The organism is Neochlamydia sp. S13, from assembly GCF_000648235.2.
Lineage (GTDB): Bacteria > Chlamydiota > Chlamydiia > Chlamydiales > Parachlamydiaceae > Neochlamydia.
Map to the genome: position 1 here is coordinate 1,289,494 of NZ_AP017977.1, position 15,892 is coordinate 1,305,385.

Sequence of the window (15,892 nt, forward strand, 5' to 3'; positions counted from 1 at the left end):
CATCCTACATACAATTATATATACAAATTAAAAGGAGTTAAAATGGAGCCAGAATTTCGTATAAACGGAGGAAATCTTGCCAACCTACCTGACTATAAAGTAGCCGATCTAATTAGTGAAAATATTCCCGCCGAAACTTATGCCAGTATTCACGTTAAAAGTTTAATGTATCGTTTTCCTTTAACTGAAGAAGATATTAAAGCTCGCAAGGTTTTCTTAGAGGTTTCTCGTCTCTCAACAACATGGCAATCTTTTAGAGTTTTTTTAGAGAAAATGCTGGGAGTGCGTGTTGATAATAATGTCCAAATGGATGAGGGCCTAATAGCGGGCCAACTCTTGGGAAATTATTCGGATGATGCAGAATTACGAGATGCAGGCATTGAAGAAGTTAAAAGAGCTTATGCAGAGTGTATGAATGTTGAATTGATAATATCAGAGGATTGTAATTTTTGCGAAATAAACCTACAGCAGCAAAAATTTTATATTATGGCTAAAAAAGTAGGAAATGTAGCTAATTTTGTTATTAAAACAAGTTTAAAAGTAGGCCCTATGGTCCCCAGAGTATTTTCTTTGTTTAAATAACAATAAGTTAAAATTGGCTTAAAAGGAAGTTTTTAGAGTAAAAAAACAGGAAAAACTTACAGCTTGAATAAATTTATCCTTAGAAAGATTTTTACTCTCCTCAAACTAGGTCCCTAAATTAAAGGAGTTAAATAATGAGTCCGGAAATAAATATAAATTGTCCTTATGTAACTTTGCCATTTAATATGGATATGCAGCCAAGCCAAGAATCAGAGTCAGAGGAAGCAAATGAAGCGTTAGAATTATGCTTAGATAATGAAGATGTTATTTCACTCGAAAGCTATCAAAAAATGCTACCTGCAAAATTAGATAACCATTTTAATGAGCAATTAAACGAATTTATTGAATGTGATAAAGCTGCTCAAGCTATCTTAAAAAATAATGCTGACAGCTCAGATTATTCACGTTGCGTGGCTGAAGCCGAAAAAAAGTTTGAAAATATAAAAAATATTATTAAAGCTTTAAGCAGTTTGCAACAGCCTACAGAAGTTTACGAATTGCAGTATAACGAACTAACAGGATCGCTTCAAAATATGCATTCTTCCATTCCGCAAGGCAATAGTATTGTTTTAAGAAAAGACAGGGAAAGGGATTCAGATTCACATGCAAATCATTCTCATAGAGTTATGCCATCTCATACCAGTTTGCCTTTAATGCAGCAAAGCCAAGAATTAGAACTGGAAGGAATTAAAAAAACATTAAAATTATGCTTAGATAATAAAGATGTTATTCCACTCGAAAGCTATCAAAAAATGCAACCTGCAGAATTAGATAGCCATTTTAATGAGCAATTAAACGAATTTATTGAATGTGATAAAGCTGCTCAAGCTATCTTAAAAAATAATGCTGATAGCTTGGAGTATTCACAATGTGTGAGCGAAGCCGAAAAAAAGTTTGAAAATATAAAAAATATTATTAAAGCTTTAAGCAGTTTGCAACAGCCTACACAAGTTTACGAATTGCAGTATAACGAACTAACAGGATCGCTTCAAAATATGCATTCTTCTATTCCTCTAGGCAATAGTATTGTTTTAAGAAAAGACATAGAAATGATGCGAACCATTTCTTCAGTACCTCAAGAAAAAACATATCATTCCCCCTCTCATGGAACTTTTTATGAACCACAAATTAGCCCAGCAGCTCTAGGAGGATGGTTTCATAAACATCTCATTGAGAATAGCTATGAAGGAGTTAGTATAATCCGTAAAATCGATTGCATATACAATCATCAGCTACATACAATGTGTACTCTCATAGGACTTAAAAAGAAAAAATATAAAAGAGATGTGGAATGGACTCAAAAGCTTTCTTCTTCTCAACAAAGTATTAAAGGATCTACTTTAAAGGTAGATAAGCAGGAGATAGAGCACCCCTCTCATCGTTTTCCCAGTAGGGTGAAAAAGAAAATTAAAGAAAATGGTGCAAAAATGCCTGGAGGAGGGGTTCTTGAAAGTATTGCACATTATCTAGCTTCGAACTGGTCAGTAGAGTTTTTTAATCCTAGTAAAGAGAAAAGTTTGGAAGAAATCAGGACTTTACAAAAGAATGTTCTCGATAAAATTTGTGAGGACTTACCAGAAATGTTAGGCCCATGGAATTATGAAAAATGGGAAGTCGGTACTTCAAAAGATCTTATAGAAAATTATGAAGTGTCTCCTAGCTTAGCAAAAGAAGCTGATTATGTTATATTATTCCATAAAAAATGTGAGTAACCGCTTGCATGGAAAAATGTTTCTATAAATAGCATGAACTCAAAATAATAAATTCGACCCTTTGGTTAAGGAAGGAATAATAAACATCCTTTAACCAAAGGGGTTTACTTAAATGGTCGCCGAAAACAAAGAGTTTTAGATGCAGTGATTTAAATTTTATATTTTTTTATCAATATATACTTAAAAAAGAGTAATCAATAGTGCGAGCAAGAGTAGAAAACTTGCTTAAGTTTGCTGCTACAATTTTCTTAAAATTAGCTCAAAAGGTTTAAATAGGGTTCAAATCGGTAGAATAGGGCGGTAAAAATAGAATCTCACACCCTGCCTTTTTGATAAGCTTATAAGTGGTTTGCGATTTATGGAAGGTAGTATTATCCATCCGGCATTCCGCAAGTTAACTTCTCTCGTCTTCTAATTTATGCCAAGGAGGTTTAAAACCAGTAAAACGGCCATCCTTTTAGAGTTTAAAATAAGAGTTAATTCTTTTATGCTTTCATGTATAGAGCCTAAGGCAAAATATAATCCGTGAATTATCAATAACTTAACCCTTCCCCTGTAATCATAATCACCCTGGAATCTGAAAAGACCACCTGGACTATCATCATCCCTTGGGTAATTTTGTCACTCATAGAAAAACTAATTTTAAGATGATCAAGACCCGTGCACTATACTTTTCCATCGTGTATGTCCTCACTTTCTTTGCTTTAAAAAGAACAGGATTAGCATTTTCTAAAAAAACTTAAGGTAATTTCCAGTATCAATAAAAATAATATCAGGGAATCGCTATAACCTGCGGAATGTGGGATACAAGGATGTCTAGGACTATATTAAGGAGAAAATAGGGTTTCGTGGCACCTTCTTATCTATAACTTCCGCAAGGCTGCCATACCGATTGAATGACGTTCACAGGTGGAAGGAGTATGGTCAAACTGCAGGCCGCCCTCAGCATCCCAGCTCCCCACTTGCACTTGATCGCCATAAAAATTTTCTTGACAGCGTGTATACGTATAATAGGTCCAAGGCTTATCGCTAAATAGACCTGTCTTAAAATTAAAATGCTGAGCCAGAATACATACAGCTGCCTGTAGAGCTGAAGGAACTGTGTAAGGAGATTGAGTTTCTTTAGCAAGATCAGCGACAAGGCCCAGTTGGACCTCATACTTTTTCTTTCTGCTTCCTGGCAGGACATCTTTTGTCATGAGCACCCACTGCGATTTCTCAAGAGGCTTATCTCCTAATTCGTTAACAATTAGACGAGGAATTAGCCCATAGCCTGTTTGACTATCGGGAAAATATCGCTTTGCCACTGCACCTAGAGTACTTAGGGTAAGATGTTGACCACTAAGCGTTTTAGGAATTCTTACAAGCACATGGGTATCAATGACCCTTTTTCCTGGAAAAGCTAAGCAGGGACTTTTTAGAATTTTAAAGATATCGTTAGGTAGAGAAAAAAACTCTTCTTTAAGATCTTCACCTTTCACACTCTCTTTTCCAAAGCAGATAGCCCATTTTTTGTTACTAAAAGCGATGTCTTGATAAACAACTTTCTTTTGGACAAGAGGATCGCTGGCCAATTGTTTCCATTCTTTGCTTACTAAGCTGCTGGCTTCAAGAGAAGTAAAATTTAAATAGGAAAAAATTTCTAAAAGAAGCTCTCGAGGGAGTTCATTCATAGAAGCTATGACACTAGCCTCTTGATAGATAAATGTTCGATCGCCCGTAGGCTCGATTGGCAAAGACATCATTATCCTTTAAAAAAGTGTGATATGATCCTAAATCATTAAGTTTAAAAGTTTGTCCCTTAGCAATTTTAGTAGTCTTTAATGCAAGCGACTATCCCTGCAAAGCAAGAGAGCCATTTCAAAACTTTAAGAAGCTTAAGAAGCTTTAGTATAGGGGCTGAAAGCCTCTATATGGCTTTTAAGTTCTGCAAAGACTTTCTCGGGTAGGTTCTCGCCATTAATGCTGATTATTCCGTAACGCTGAGAATAAAACTCCTCTAAAGGCATGGTTTGCTCATTATAAACCTTTAAGCGCTCTTTAACGACTTCCAATCTATCATCTTCCCTTTGATAAAGAGCCTCTTGTCCGCATTTATCGCAGATGCCTGACCGTAGAGGAGCGGAAAAGAAGCTATTATAAATGGCTCCGCATTGTTTACAGATTAGGCGACCTACTGCACGTTTTATAATCATTTCGTGGTCTACAGCAAGCTTGAAAACGATAACATTTACATCTTTTAATAAAGTTGCACTTACTCTTTCAGCTTGTGCTAAAGTACGGGGTACACCGTCTAACAAATAGCCTCTGCTGCAATCGGGCAATTCAACTCTATCATTGACCATTTCTAATACCAGATCATCTGGAACAAGGTGGCCGGCATTTATATATTCTTTGGCTTTCAGACCTAACACTGTATTCTTCTTAATATGCTCTCTGAATAAATCCCCAGTAGAAATTTGAGGAATAGACAATGTTTGACTAAGTAATTTAGTTTGCGTACCTTTTCCAGAGCCAGGGGGTCCCAGCAAAATGACAATTAATTTCTTTTCCATAATCATTTCCATTTTCATTTAAAAGAAAAAAAGAATAACCGATGAGAGTTTTTAAAGTCTTCATCGGTTATTCTTTTTTTTGCTTTATCCAATTATTTTGGATGCAAAAGAAGGTTCACTAGAAGTTTTACCGGTTGCAGCTAAAGGCTCATCTGCCGGAGGGGGAGGTGGAGGTGTTAAGCTACTTTTTTTATGCAGCTCATCTGCAATTTTAAGTTTCTTACGTTTTTCTTCCATCGACCATTTGCCATTAATGATATTATTAATATCTTCAGCGTCTAAGGTCTCAAACTCCATGAGCATTTGAGTCATCAACTCAACTTCATGGCGCTTGTCGCGGATAATCTGTCTGGCCGTTTCAAGGGCAGCATCCAAAATTTTTCTCACCTCTTCATCAATGGCTTGTGCCGTACTCTCGGAATATTTTTTTTCATGATAACCTTGCATGCCTAAATATTGGCCACTTTCAGACCTTTCATCATAGGCTACAGCCCCCAGCTTATCGCTCATTCCCCATTCGCATACCATGCTACGGGCAATATGTGTAGCTTGATCAATATCTTGTTTAGCTCCACTAGAAATATCACTTACAAAAATTTCTTCGGCCACACGACCACCCATTAATACCGAGAGCTGATCGATCAGCTCTCTCTTCCAATAACTCAGCCGATTTTTCTTAGGAAGGAACATGGTAGAACCTAAAGAAAGGCCACGAGGTATAATGGTCACCTTATCCACAGGGTCAGCATTTTTAACTACCAGGCCAATAATAGCATGGCCTGATTCATGATAAGCTGTGGTAAGCTTTTCATTTTCGTCAATTTCTAAGCTTCGTCTTTCTTTACCATATAAAACCTTATCTCGAGCTTCTACTACTTCACTTGAAGTTACTGCTGAACGGCCTTTGCGAGCGGCAGCAAGCGCAGCTTCATTCAATAAGTTAGCTAAATCAGCACCTGAAGAGCCTGGTGTGCTGCGCGCCACGCTCATTAAATCCACAGAAGGATCCATTTTAATTTTGCGCGCATGAACTTTAAGAATATCATAACGCCCTTTAACATCAGGTAAGCTAATAATCACGCGGCGATCAAAACGACCAGGACGTAGTAAAGCTTTATCTAGTACATCCGGACGATTAGTAGCAGCCATTAAAATTACGCCTTCATTCGTATCAAAACCATCCATTTCGACTAAAAGCTGGTTCAAAGTTTGCTCACGTTCATCATGACCTCCTCCAATACCGGCACCACGATGGCGTCCTACAGCGTCGATCTCATCGATAAATACAATACAAGGCGCGTTCTTTTTCGCTTGATCAAATAGATCGCGAATACGGCTAGCTCCGACGCCTACAAACATTTCCACAAAGTCTGAACCTGAGATGGAAAAGAAGGGGCGATCAGCTTCACCGGCCACCGCTTTAGCTACCAAGGTTTTACCTGTACCTGGAGGGCCAATGCATAATACGCCTTTCGGAATTTTTCCACCTAAAGCAGTAAATTTCCCTGGACTTTTTAGAAATTCTACAATCTCTTGGAGCTCTTCAATAGCTTCATCTACTCCTGCCACATCCTTGAAAGTAATTTTATTAGTACTTTTATTCATTAACTTAGCGGGAGACTTACCAAAGTTTAAGGCACTATTGCCCATGCCTCTCATCTGACGTGAAAAAACAAAATAGAGGACTAGCATGACTAACAAGACAGGTAGAAGAGTAAAAAAGTAGCTAAGATAATTAGGAGAAGGCTCTTCACTCTTAAAGGTTTTTTCCAGTACTACATTAAGCGGCTGATCGGGAGCTTTAAAATAACCTCCTCGATTGCTTTGGAAATTATCCCATTCTTCTTTAGCATTGATAAACCATTGATGGTAGACTTCAGGATCTTGTTTTTCTAAAGTCCTGGTGGAAACCTCTTGGTTATTAAAAAACCAGATGACATTAGTAACCGCTTGACGAGCTTTGTCTAGCTGAATCTGATTATCTTCTAAAGCTGATGTTACCCTAGATAGTTCGTCTAAAACTTGTCTATAATTCCTTACACTCCTTAACTGGGCTAAGCGCATTCCATTTTGAGGGGTGTTTAATTCATTAAGGATTTCCTCTAAATTTTTTACAGCTTCTTTGTAAAGGGTAAGTCGCTCTTCGGGCTTGAGAATAGAACTTTTAGCATTGGATACCTGGCTATCTAGTTTCTTTAAAACTTGTTTAATAGATTCACTGCCAATTCCTAGCAAAGAAGACCGGAAATTTTGAATTAAACCCGATAAAGCATTCCCATATTGATTTAAAGCTTGCTCTTCTAAAGAGCCTGAAAAATTAGCTAATTGTTTTTTTAATTCAAGGAAACTAGTCACTCCACTCGTTTTATTAACTTCATGAATTACAATAGCAGCATTGGGTTGAGCTGGACTATAAAACTGATCGACTACCACATATCCATGGGCTGGTATAGGCAATCCACTCAACTGCAAAAACAACCCTGTAGCCTCTATAATTTTTTCCCGTTGTCCATTTAAATCTTTGAGAATGCGTTCTTTTTCGCTTGTTAATTCATGATTGGTATTGAGAAGGTCAATAAATTTGAAACGATTTTTACCTTCTTCAGTTTGACGTTCCCGAAACCTACCGCTAAATGTCACTAAATTGTCATTTAGAGCGATTTTACGGCTATCCTCTGGTTGAATAAGCTGAAGGTTGACCAAATGCTCAAGCTGATAACTAAAAGAGACTTTAGCATGCTTTGTTTCAATAAAATTTTGAACCATCAAAGCGAACAGAAAGGCTGCCATTAGAAACCAAATGAAATTATTGGAAAAACCTTTTCTGTCCTGTTTTTTATCTTCATCCATGATTAACCTTATGCACCTTAGCAAGTAATGTGTTTAGAAATTGCTAGCTTAAAAAAATTAAACCAGAAATTATTTTAAAAGTAATTTTTTTGGGTTAAAAACCATTGTATCAGATAGGCTATTCGCCATCAAGTAAGTTCTCAAAGAGCCAAATCTATAGCAAATAAAAGATTTAGGGCTTTTTTTTGCCACCCGTTTCTACTTCATTCTACTCTATAAAATTATATATAATAAATCCCATTAAATAACTTAAAGCCGTATTTTCTCAGCAGAGAATTTTGGACGATTCTTTAAGAAGGTCACCCTTGAGTATGTTCATCTTAAAGCTCTCTTTAAATGTCTACCTACTTTTTATTAAAAATAGAGGCTTAAAAGAATTTTACTAAGTTTGGTTCAATCAGAAGGTTGGTAACAAAGGGTGACCGTCCAGCATTTAAAGGACTTTAGATAGGCATCGACCAATCGGCGGGTAGCCAAAAATTCATAGATAATTTTATCATCAGCCCACAAAGTAGGAAAAGCATAGCGCATGAATGCTGGTATTTTAGCATTTGTCCACCATTTATCCAATGAAGAATTGCCTCTTTTAAAGCTGTATTTCCCCGAGGGAATTTGAATAGATAAACGACCCCTCCAAGCCTCCTGCCATCCTGTAATAGGCATAGGGGAATCTAAAGATTCAGTCACTTCAATGGTCCAGTCCCCTGCCGAATATTTTCCGACCCTATCAAAAGAAAGATCTTCTTTAAAATCTAATAAAGGCTTGCTCATTACAAATAAGCGTTCTCGATCAATATAAACCCAAGTATCTTTAGCTAAAAGCTGGCAATTGGCCGCCTTGCTATGGATCTTTTTGCAAGCCTCTTCTATTAGATGACGCGAAAGTTTTAATCCTTCGCTTTCACAAACTTTCCTAATCAAATATCTCATTTCAAAATCTGTACACTTCCCATGCGGTTGGAAATTTAAACTGGAACCAAAAGGCCCCTTAATTATATCCTTGAGGTAACCTTGCAAGTGATTATCTAAATATTTTTTTAATTCCTGTGCTTCATAGCCTAAGCGGCAAAGACTTTCCTCTATTTTCTTCCCAAATGTGCTAGCTAGATGCGGAATAATCGTTTTGCGGAAGCGCGCCCGCAAAAATTTTTCATCTTCATTAGTTTTATCCTCAAAAAACTTATAATTTTTACAAACCAGCCATTGTTTGATTTGAGATTTTGAGCAAGTTAAAAAAGGTCTCCACAGCTTTAACGTCTGATAATCTGTTACGGGAGCCATCCCCCCTAAATAAGGTAAACTGCCTCCTTCCAAAACTTTTTTCAAGACCGTTTCTGCTTGATCATTTAAATGGTGCCCTAAGATAACAGCTTGATAACCATGCTGATTACATAAATTCTTAAAGAAAGCTAAACGTTCGTGACGGCAAGCTTCTTCCATATTGCCAAAAAGCTGGGCGATATTTAAATTCTTTAAATAAATAGGCACATGCATTGAAGCGGCTAAATGCTGCAGTTGACGGGCTTCTTCTTTACTTTCTGCCCGCCAGCCATGATCTACATGGGCAGCAGCAAAGTTTAAAGCTTTTAGATTTCTATATTTTATAAGAAGATAGAAAAGAGCAAGAGAGTCCGATCCTCCTGATAATCCCAAAAGTACGGGCTGCTGATGGTTAGCGTAAATGTTTAAAAAATTAAATAGCGTTTCTTCTAAATTCATTTATCTAGAAATTGTAAAATTGATAAAAAAAATAGAGACAAAGAAATAGCAAAACAATTAACCAATAAATAAAAAAAGGAGGCTGGGGTTTTTCCAGTAACAAAGTAGAATCTTCGAGAACTTGCGGTTTATTAAGTTTAAATTTATCTTTAAGCTCTTCCGAATGATGGTCCTCAAACAAGACTTTTAATTCTGGAACTTGGCGTGCTGGTAGCCAGTCTTGCCATTCTATTTTCCGCACCCATGTGTCTGGGGTCAAGCGGGGATGAATTTTTAGCTCGGCAATACTAAAAGGTCCTTCTTTTTGATTGTCAATCTTAATAAACCACTCTTTCTTGTCCATAAGCTCTCTTTAGTTTACGTTTTTATATCGCAGGCAAAAAAAGGATTCGATGTCTGTGATTAAAAACTCATTTAATACGTTCATTCAATGATATCCACATTAAAGAAAGCTTTTAACTATTTAAACTTTAGCTAGTCACCTACTTCAGCTCTTGATTGATCAACTTGCATCAATCATTCAATCTTCCTCTAATATTATTAAGCTCTCGTGCCCATCCACACAATCCTGATTGAGACAAATGATTGATTCATTGTATGCTATTTTTTAGCTAATCTTTAGAGTTAAATAATGCCTATAATCTGGCGCTACTTGTTAAAGCAGTATATAAAAGTTTTTTTTCTTTGCCTACTGTCTTTTATTTTCATTCTTCTAATTACTCGGCTAGATGAGATAGCTCACTTTGCTGCCTTAGGATCTGAGGGATGGATTATCTTATGGTTTATTTTACACCAAATTCCCTATTTACTTCCCGTAGCTATTCCTATCTCCTGTTTAATTTCAGCCATCATTTTAATGCAGCGTTTGTCTCAATCTCATGAAATGACAGCCTTTCGGGCATGCGGCCTTTCTTTGCGGGAGGTGCTGGCTCCTTTGTTAATAGCAAGCTTCTTTATAGCAGCCCTAAACTTTTATATTGTTTCCGAATTGGCTACTCAATCCCATTTACAGACGGGTCTTACGAAAATGGAGCTACGCACTATTAACCCCCTCCTCCTTCTTCATAACAAACACTTAATGCGCCTAAGAGGTATATTTTCAGACACTTTAGGTCAATCCCGTACGGGTGAATATGCGGGTGATAGCATTCTTGCTATCCCCGATAAACACAACTCTAGCATCCATTTAATTTTAGCGAAAAACTTACAAGCAAGCCCAGTGACCTTCCAAGGTAGCCAGATGACATTAATCTCTCCTACACATGGCAATCACCTACCGCGCCATGATGCCTTACTGGTCGAAAATATTGGTGAAATGAAAACATCTATTAAAGATTTTGCCCAACTTCTTCAAAAAAAAGTTTGGACATTAAATAATGATCATTTACGTCTTGCTTTATTAAGAGCACGTATACAAGATTTGAATAAAGAAAAAAACCTGCGTGGACATAGCGATAATGATAGAGTAGGCTTAGATCTAGTTTCTCGTAACCTTAATCGAAGTTATGCGGAGCTGATCCGGCGTTTTTCCATATCTCTAGCAGCCTTCACCTTTACATTAATGGGTGCCTCCTTTGGGATGAGCATTAGTAGAAATCACCATAATCGAGGGCTTTTTTATGTGATAGGATTAGCAGCTTTATATATTGTAGCTTTTTTCTTCGCCAAAGGGGCAGAACATCAGCTAGTGCTCTCCACTCTATTCTATCTGCTCCCTCAATTGATTATTATTCTCGCCGCTTTAAACATGCTATCGCGTTTGTCCAAAGGAATCGAATAATGATTAAAATCTGGCCCCGTTATTTTTTAAAAGAAACCATTAAATCTTTTTTTCTTTTTATCTTAACTTTTTATGGTCTTTATGTACTAATCGATTATTCTAGCCATGCCAGCAATTTCCATTATCATCACTTTTATTTTCAAGTTTACGAAATAGCCCTTTACTATGTCTGCGAATTTGCCCCAAGAATGGAAGTTTTCATTCCTTTTGGCTTGCTTTTAGCTACCATCCGTACTCTTACTAATTTAAATATCCATAATGAGTTGGTGGCGCTAATGGCTAGCGGTATCCCCCTTCGAACATTAATCAGACCTTTTATCTTTTTGGGAATGGCGATGGTTTTGCTGATCTATATAAACACCCAGTTTTGGATCCCTCTAGCCTTGCAGAAAATTAAGCAGATCGAGCAAACCCATCGTATCCACAAGCATAAAGGCCTTCTTCAGTTAGCAGTAAAAAACTTAAATTTAAAGGATAATAGCCATATTATCTTTCATGATTATAACTCTAATGAAAAAAAACTTGTGGACGCCTATTGGATTCGTGATATTAATGATATCTACCGGATTAAATACCTTTATCCCTATAATCAGCCTCCTGTAGGGCATTTTATCGATCATTTTAAACGCCAACCTACAGGCGAGCTTGTGATTATAGAAAGTTTCGACCTTCTCTCTTTTCCGGAAATGCGTTTTCACAAACGTGATCTTTTTCAAGGAATAACAAATCCGGAGGATGAATCTCTGTCTGAATTATGGAAGAAACTCCCGCCTTCTTTTAACATACAAAGCCAGAAAGAATCTCAAAGGGCCTCTGTTTTTTACCATAAAATGATTATACCTTGGTTATGCCTACTAGCGGTTATCGGTATTGCACCCTTCTGCGTGAGGTACTCACGCACTCTTTCTCCTTTTTTTATCTATACTTTAGGTATTTTTGGTTTAGTGGCCATCTATCTTCTCCTTAATGCTGCTCTTGTACTAGGAAAAAGGCAGGTTGTAGAACCCTGGCTAGCTACTCTCTTTCCATTTTTCATCTGCGCAAGCCTAGCTTCTTATAAATACTTAAAACTCTAAATTAAAAATCCCTCCTGTTGAGTAGAGAGACATTTTCCAGAGGGCTGGGTAGGTAAGCTTTTTTGAAGCGTATAATAAGGAATATAAAATTTGAATCAATATTGTTAACACTCCGCCAGGCATGCCTGTACCTGTACCTATGGTGCACATGTTAGAGTTTGCCTGGAGTGTTTGGCGGATTCTCATACGCCTTTAAGCTACCCCTTATGCACCTCCATACTTTATAAAAGCAACCCCTGACGTCGATTGGTAGCTTTAAGAGGATTGGGTATGCAGCCTAGCTTTATAAGCGTATTGCTTATAATTTCGCCTACAAATTTAGCCTGTTCAGGTTATTTATAGTTATCTAGCAAGCTTAGTACAGCACCAGATCAGGTGGCTTAAAGCGATATAAATGCTAATATAAATTTATTTCTTATTTTTATCTTGAACCATTTTCAAAGCTTCCTCAAACTTTTCTTTTTCTACTTTCATGTATTTGTTAGGATTTTCAGCACTAGTATACTTGTAATCGATGGAAGCATTTATTGAAGAGATCACACCATAGTTTGGATCAAAAATATCATTTCTAAATTTATCTTCCAAAAATATCCTAACTTCAACATCTTTAGCGCTGAATGGATAATTTTTTAAGTAAGGTCTAATTTTTTCATGAGTATTGATAATTTGAAGTATTTCTTGTACGCAATCTACAATGATTTTACGCCCTTCCTCTCGGCTTAAGGGACCTGTTTTTTCAAAACTTAAGGCTAGCATAGTCACCACTCCATCAGGCATGCCTATGCCTGTACCAATAGGACGCATATCATACTTTGAACGAAGCTTTTTGGAAGCTTTATCTAAAATTTCGCCTACAAATTTCGCCTGTTCAGGCTCTTCATAGCTATTCAATAAGCTCAATACGCAACCAGATAGCATGAACATTAAAATGATAAGAATGGGAACATGAAATTTATTCATAATTTTTTGTCGTTACCTTTTATCTTCAAGAAAAGAGTTAATATGGTCTATTTTTACTTTTTTGTACGTAGAGCTTTGGAAAGAGTGGTCATGAAAAGCGGCCCCTGGGCAAGAATTTAAGGTCACTGTGTCGCGTTTACTCCGTATTAATCCTCCCACATCAATATAAGGGATAGGATCGCGCCAAGCTTGTGCTCGATAGTGATAAGCTTTTCTACAGGAGTCAGCATATATATAAGCTGCTGGAGCAATGGCTAACACAGTAATTTGCTTGCGTAGCTTTTCATCATAACTTAAAAGAGCATTTCTGACATTTATAGCCCCTTGGCTATGGCAAATTTGAAAATACTCTCCGCGTGGATATTCGTCAAAGAATTTATTCCATGTTTCATGATTAACGCGTACTGGAGGCGTAGCTCTATAACATAGACCTAAACCTGATTCAACACAATCGCTAATCAATTAGAGGGCTGAGTAGGCAGGCTTTTTTAAAGCGTATAATAAGAAATATAAAATTTGAATCAATATTGTTAACACTCCGCCAGGCATGCCTGTACCTGTACCTATGGTGCACATGTTAGAGTTTGCCTGGAATGTTTGGCGGATTCTCATACGCCTTTAAGCTAACCCTTATGCACCTCCATACTTTATAAAAGCATCCCCTGAAGTCGATTGGTAGCTTGAAAGGATTGGGTATGCAAGCCTACCTTTATAAGGTCAATTACTTAAAATTTAGCCTACCAGGCTAGCCGTTCAGCTTCTTTATAGCTATCTAGCAAGCTTAGTACAGCACCAGATAGACGGCTTAAAGCGATAAAATTGGGAATATAAATTTATTTCTTACTTTCATTTTGAACCATTTTCAATGCTTCCTCAAACTTTTCTTCCTCTATCTTCATGTATCTGTTGGGGTTTTCAGAAGCGGTAAACATATAGTCTATTTGGGCTTTTGTAGAAGAAAGAGCCCCGAAATGTGGGTAATAAATATTGTAGCCTGAGGGGTCCTCCAGAAAAATTGCAATCTCAATATCATTAGGGGTAAAGGGATAATTTTTTAAGTAGTTTGACATGATTTAAAGGGTGTTTCATGCTTGAACAATATTTTGAGAGCATTTTTTCTCCCAAATTGCTATAATTTGTTTACGCCTAAATCATTATAAAGCTCTTAATTTCTTGCAAAGTTGACTATGAAACCAATCAAGTTAGATAACCAACAAGGTCGTCTTTTTAAATCCCGCTTTAGCGATGAACTTAACCCCAATCATCCTCTCATCCAGCTATCCAAATTGATAGAATGGAAGCAGTTGGAAGAAGAGTTTGATAAGCTGTTTGTAGAAAAGATAGGCCAGCCAGCTAAGCCTGTAAGGCTAGTTGTAGGGCTCTTTATCTTACAGCATATGTATGGACTTTCGGATAAAAATGTGGTGCATCGATGGGTAGAAAATTCTTATTGGCAATACTTTTGTGGGTATGAATTTTGGCATCATGCGCTGCCTATCCACCCTACTTCTTTAATTAAATGGAGGCATAGATTAGGCGAAGCTGGACTTAGCAAGATTTTACAAGGGACGATTGCAGCAGCTGTTTTGACAGGTGCAGTAAAAAAAAAGCCTTAAAAAAGTCATTGCTGATACAACCGTAATGCCTAAAGCTATTGCCTTTCCTACCGATGCTAAACTTTACTTTAAGTCTATTCAAGCGCTTGTAAAAATGGCCGATAGTAGCCAAATCACTTTGCGCCAAACCTACAAAAAGCTAGCTAAAACAGCATTGTGCATGCGTGCTCGCTATGCCCATGCCCGTCAGCTGAAAAGAGCTAAAAGAGAAGAAAAAAGGCTGCATAATTATTTAGGAAGATTAATTCGTGATTTTGAAAGAAAAACAGAAGGGCAAACTCTTGAGACAGAAAGCTCTTATCTTTTAGAAATTATCAAGCGTATTTATGCTCAACAAAGAAATGATTCTCGTAAAGTTTATAGCCTGCATGAACCCTATGTAGAATGTATTGCTAAAGGTAAAGTAGAGAAAAAATATGAATTTGGCTGTAAAGCTTCGCTAGTCATCACTCATCAAGAAGGATTAGCTTTAGATCTTAGAGCCATTCATGGCAACCCATACGATGGGCACACCCTTGAAGAAGCTATTAAAAATGCTCAAAACAACAGCGGCAAGAATATTGAAGTAGCATTTGTAGATAAAGGTTATCGAGGCCATACAGTAAAAGGTAAAACCATTTTTATCTCTGGACAAAGAAAAGGCCTTACACAGTGGATTAAGTCCCAACTTAAAAGGCGCCAAGCCATAGAACCTCATATCGGCCATATGAAGAATGATGGTAAACTGGGTCGCAACTATCTTAAAGGCTCATGGGGAGACCGTTATAACGCTATTTTATGTGGGATTGGCCATAACATGCGTTTAATCTATAACTGGCTAGTCGCTCAAAATTCTCCCAAACGTCTTTATTCAGGCTAAAAAAGCTTAATTTCTTCTTTAAATTGCTTTAAAAACCTATCTTGAAGGCTACCTCCTACGCTAAAACTCTTAAATTTTAGCCAATTTTCATTCTCACTAACAAGAATTCTTGGATTTCTACTTTTTTAGCTTATCCCTAAAAAGAAATTTACATTTTTCCTTTCTAAAACTGATGCAATGATG

13 protein-coding genes and 1 pseudogene are annotated in these 15,892 nt (G+C 37.0%); 6 read left to right on the plus strand and 8 right to left on the minus strand.

What is annotated here, in order from left to right; all coding sequences use genetic code 11:
• The first annotated feature begins 42 nt into the window (after positions 1-42).
• Both TY21_RS04965 and TY21_RS04970 read left to right on the plus strand, forming a co-directional pair.
• A complete protein-coding gene (locus TY21_RS04965) occupies positions 43-582 on the plus strand; it encodes a hypothetical protein (RefSeq protein ID WP_042239850.1) in 540 nt (179 codons plus the stop codon).
• A gap of 134 nt (positions 583-716) precedes the next feature.
• On the plus strand, positions 717-2,294 hold the full coding sequence (locus TY21_RS04970; RefSeq protein WP_130589558.1) for a hypothetical protein: 1,578 nt from the start codon (positions 717-719) through the stop codon (positions 2,292-2,294).
• A 271-nt stretch (positions 2,295-2,565) separates the two neighbouring features.
• Here the strand turns inward: TY21_RS04970 and TY21_RS04975 are convergent.
• The 6 genes and pseudogenes from TY21_RS04975 to TY21_RS05000 all read right to left on the minus strand — a co-directional run.
• Positions 2,566-2,673 (minus strand): annotated as a pseudogene (locus TY21_RS04975) (transposase); the annotation flags it as partial.
• Between the two features lie 484 nt (positions 2,674-3,157).
• Positions 3,158-4,036 carry an F-box protein gene (locus tag TY21_RS04980; protein ID WP_052354627.1) on the minus strand — a complete coding sequence of 293 codons (879 nt, stop codon included), beginning with the start codon at positions 4,034-4,036 and terminating at the stop codon, positions 3,158-3,160.
• 135 nt (positions 4,037-4,171) lie between these two features.
• Positions 4,172-4,849: an adenylate kinase gene (locus TY21_RS04985; RefSeq protein ID WP_232044328.1), complete on the minus strand. Its 678-nt coding sequence runs from the start codon at positions 4,847-4,849 to the stop codon at positions 4,172-4,174.
• An 84-nt stretch (positions 4,850-4,933) separates the two neighbouring features.
• Positions 4,934-7,639 (minus strand): ATP-dependent zinc metalloprotease FtsH, encoded by a 2,706-nt coding sequence (ftsH, locus tag TY21_RS04990; RefSeq protein ID WP_368668651.1) that lies wholly within the window; start codon positions 7,637-7,639, stop codon positions 4,934-4,936.
• Between the two features lie 453 nt (positions 7,640-8,092).
• A complete protein-coding gene (tilS, locus tag TY21_RS04995) occupies positions 8,093-9,418 on the minus strand; it encodes a tRNA lysidine(34) synthetase TilS (protein ID WP_052354626.1) in 1,326 nt (441 codons plus the stop codon).
• 4 nt (positions 9,419-9,422) lie between these two features.
• A complete protein-coding gene (locus TY21_RS05000) occupies positions 9,423-9,761 on the minus strand; it encodes a DUF4339 domain-containing protein (RefSeq protein WP_042243330.1) in 339 nt (112 codons plus the stop codon).
• A 288-nt stretch (positions 9,762-10,049) separates the two neighbouring features.
• On the opposite strand from TY21_RS05000, the gene TY21_RS05005 reads away from it, so the two are divergent.
• Positions 10,050-11,198, plus strand: coding sequence for an LptF/LptG family permease (locus tag TY21_RS05005; RefSeq protein ID WP_042243327.1), 1,149 nt, complete (start codon positions 10,050-10,052; stop codon positions 11,196-11,198).
• Positions 11,198-12,274 carry an LptF/LptG family permease gene (locus tag TY21_RS05010; RefSeq protein ID WP_042243325.1) on the plus strand — a complete coding sequence of 359 codons (1,077 nt, stop codon included), beginning with the start codon at positions 11,198-11,200 and terminating at the stop codon, positions 12,272-12,274. Before TY21_RS05005 ends, TY21_RS05010 begins: the two co-directional genes overlap by 1 nt.
• 408 nt (positions 12,275-12,682) lie before the next feature.
• On the opposite strand, the gene TY21_RS05015 is transcribed toward TY21_RS05010, so the two are convergent.
• Positions 12,683-13,234 (minus strand): hypothetical protein, encoded by a 552-nt coding sequence (locus tag TY21_RS05015; RefSeq protein WP_042243318.1) that lies wholly within the window; start codon positions 13,232-13,234, stop codon positions 12,683-12,685.
• 12 nt (positions 13,235-13,246) lie between these two features.
• Positions 13,247-13,696: a hypothetical protein gene (locus TY21_RS05020; protein WP_042243316.1), complete on the minus strand. Its 450-nt coding sequence runs from the start codon at positions 13,694-13,696 to the stop codon at positions 13,247-13,249.
• Positions 13,697-14,421: 725 nt separating this feature from the next.
• Here TY21_RS05020 and TY21_RS05025 point away from each other — a divergent pair.
• Both TY21_RS05025 and TY21_RS05030 read left to right on the plus strand, forming a co-directional pair.
• Positions 14,422-14,850, plus strand: a complete 429-nt coding sequence (locus TY21_RS05025; RefSeq protein WP_052354625.1) for a transposase — start codon at positions 14,422-14,424, stop codon at positions 14,848-14,850.
• A gap of 25 nt (positions 14,851-14,875) precedes the next feature.
• Positions 14,876-15,709: an IS5 family transposase gene (locus tag TY21_RS05030; protein ID WP_130589559.1), complete on the plus strand. Its 834-nt coding sequence runs from the start codon at positions 14,876-14,878 to the stop codon at positions 15,707-15,709.
• Positions 15,710-15,892: the final 183 nt, after the last annotated feature.

What these genes read in the sequence shown, in the direction of transcription:
- TY21_RS05000 (WP_042243330.1), bottom strand. Translation starts at nt 9,761, where the DNA reads ATGGACAAGAAAGAGTGGTTTATTAAGATTGACAATCAAAAAGAAGGA.
- TY21_RS04970 (WP_130589558.1), top strand. Translation starts at nt 717, where the DNA reads ATGAGTCCGGAAATAAATATAAATTGTCCTTATGTAACTTTGCCATTT.
- TY21_RS05005 (WP_042243327.1), top strand. Translation starts at nt 10,050, where the DNA reads ATGCCTATAATCTGGCGCTACTTGTTAAAGCAGTATATAAAAGTTTTT.
- TY21_RS05015 (WP_042243318.1), bottom strand. Translation starts at nt 13,234, where the DNA reads ATGAATAAATTTCATGTTCCCATTCTTATCATTTTAATGTTCATGCTA.
- TY21_RS04965 (WP_042239850.1), top strand. Translation starts at nt 43, where the DNA reads ATGGAGCCAGAATTTCGTATAAACGGAGGAAATCTTGCCAACCTACCT.
- ftsH (WP_368668651.1), bottom strand. Translation starts at nt 7,639, where the DNA reads ATGGCAGCCTTTCTGTTCGCTTTGATGGTTCAAAATTTTATTGAAACA.
- TY21_RS04980 (WP_052354627.1), bottom strand. Translation starts at nt 4,036, where the DNA reads ATGTCTTTGCCAATCGAGCCTACGGGCGATCGAACATTTATCTATCAA.
- tilS (WP_052354626.1), bottom strand. Translation starts at nt 9,418, where the DNA reads ATGAATTTAGAAGAAACGCTATTTAATTTTTTAAACATTTACGCTAAC.
- TY21_RS05030 (WP_130589559.1), top strand. Translation starts at nt 14,876, where the DNA reads ATGCCTAAAGCTATTGCCTTTCCTACCGATGCTAAACTTTACTTTAAG.
- TY21_RS04985 (WP_232044328.1), bottom strand. Translation starts at nt 4,849, where the DNA reads ATGGAAAAGAAATTAATTGTCATTTTGCTGGGACCCCCTGGCTCTGGA.
- TY21_RS05010 (WP_042243325.1), top strand. Translation starts at nt 11,198, where the DNA reads ATGATTAAAATCTGGCCCCGTTATTTTTTAAAAGAAACCATTAAATCT.
- TY21_RS05025 (WP_052354625.1), top strand. Translation starts at nt 14,422, where the DNA reads ATGAAACCAATCAAGTTAGATAACCAACAAGGTCGTCTTTTTAAATCC.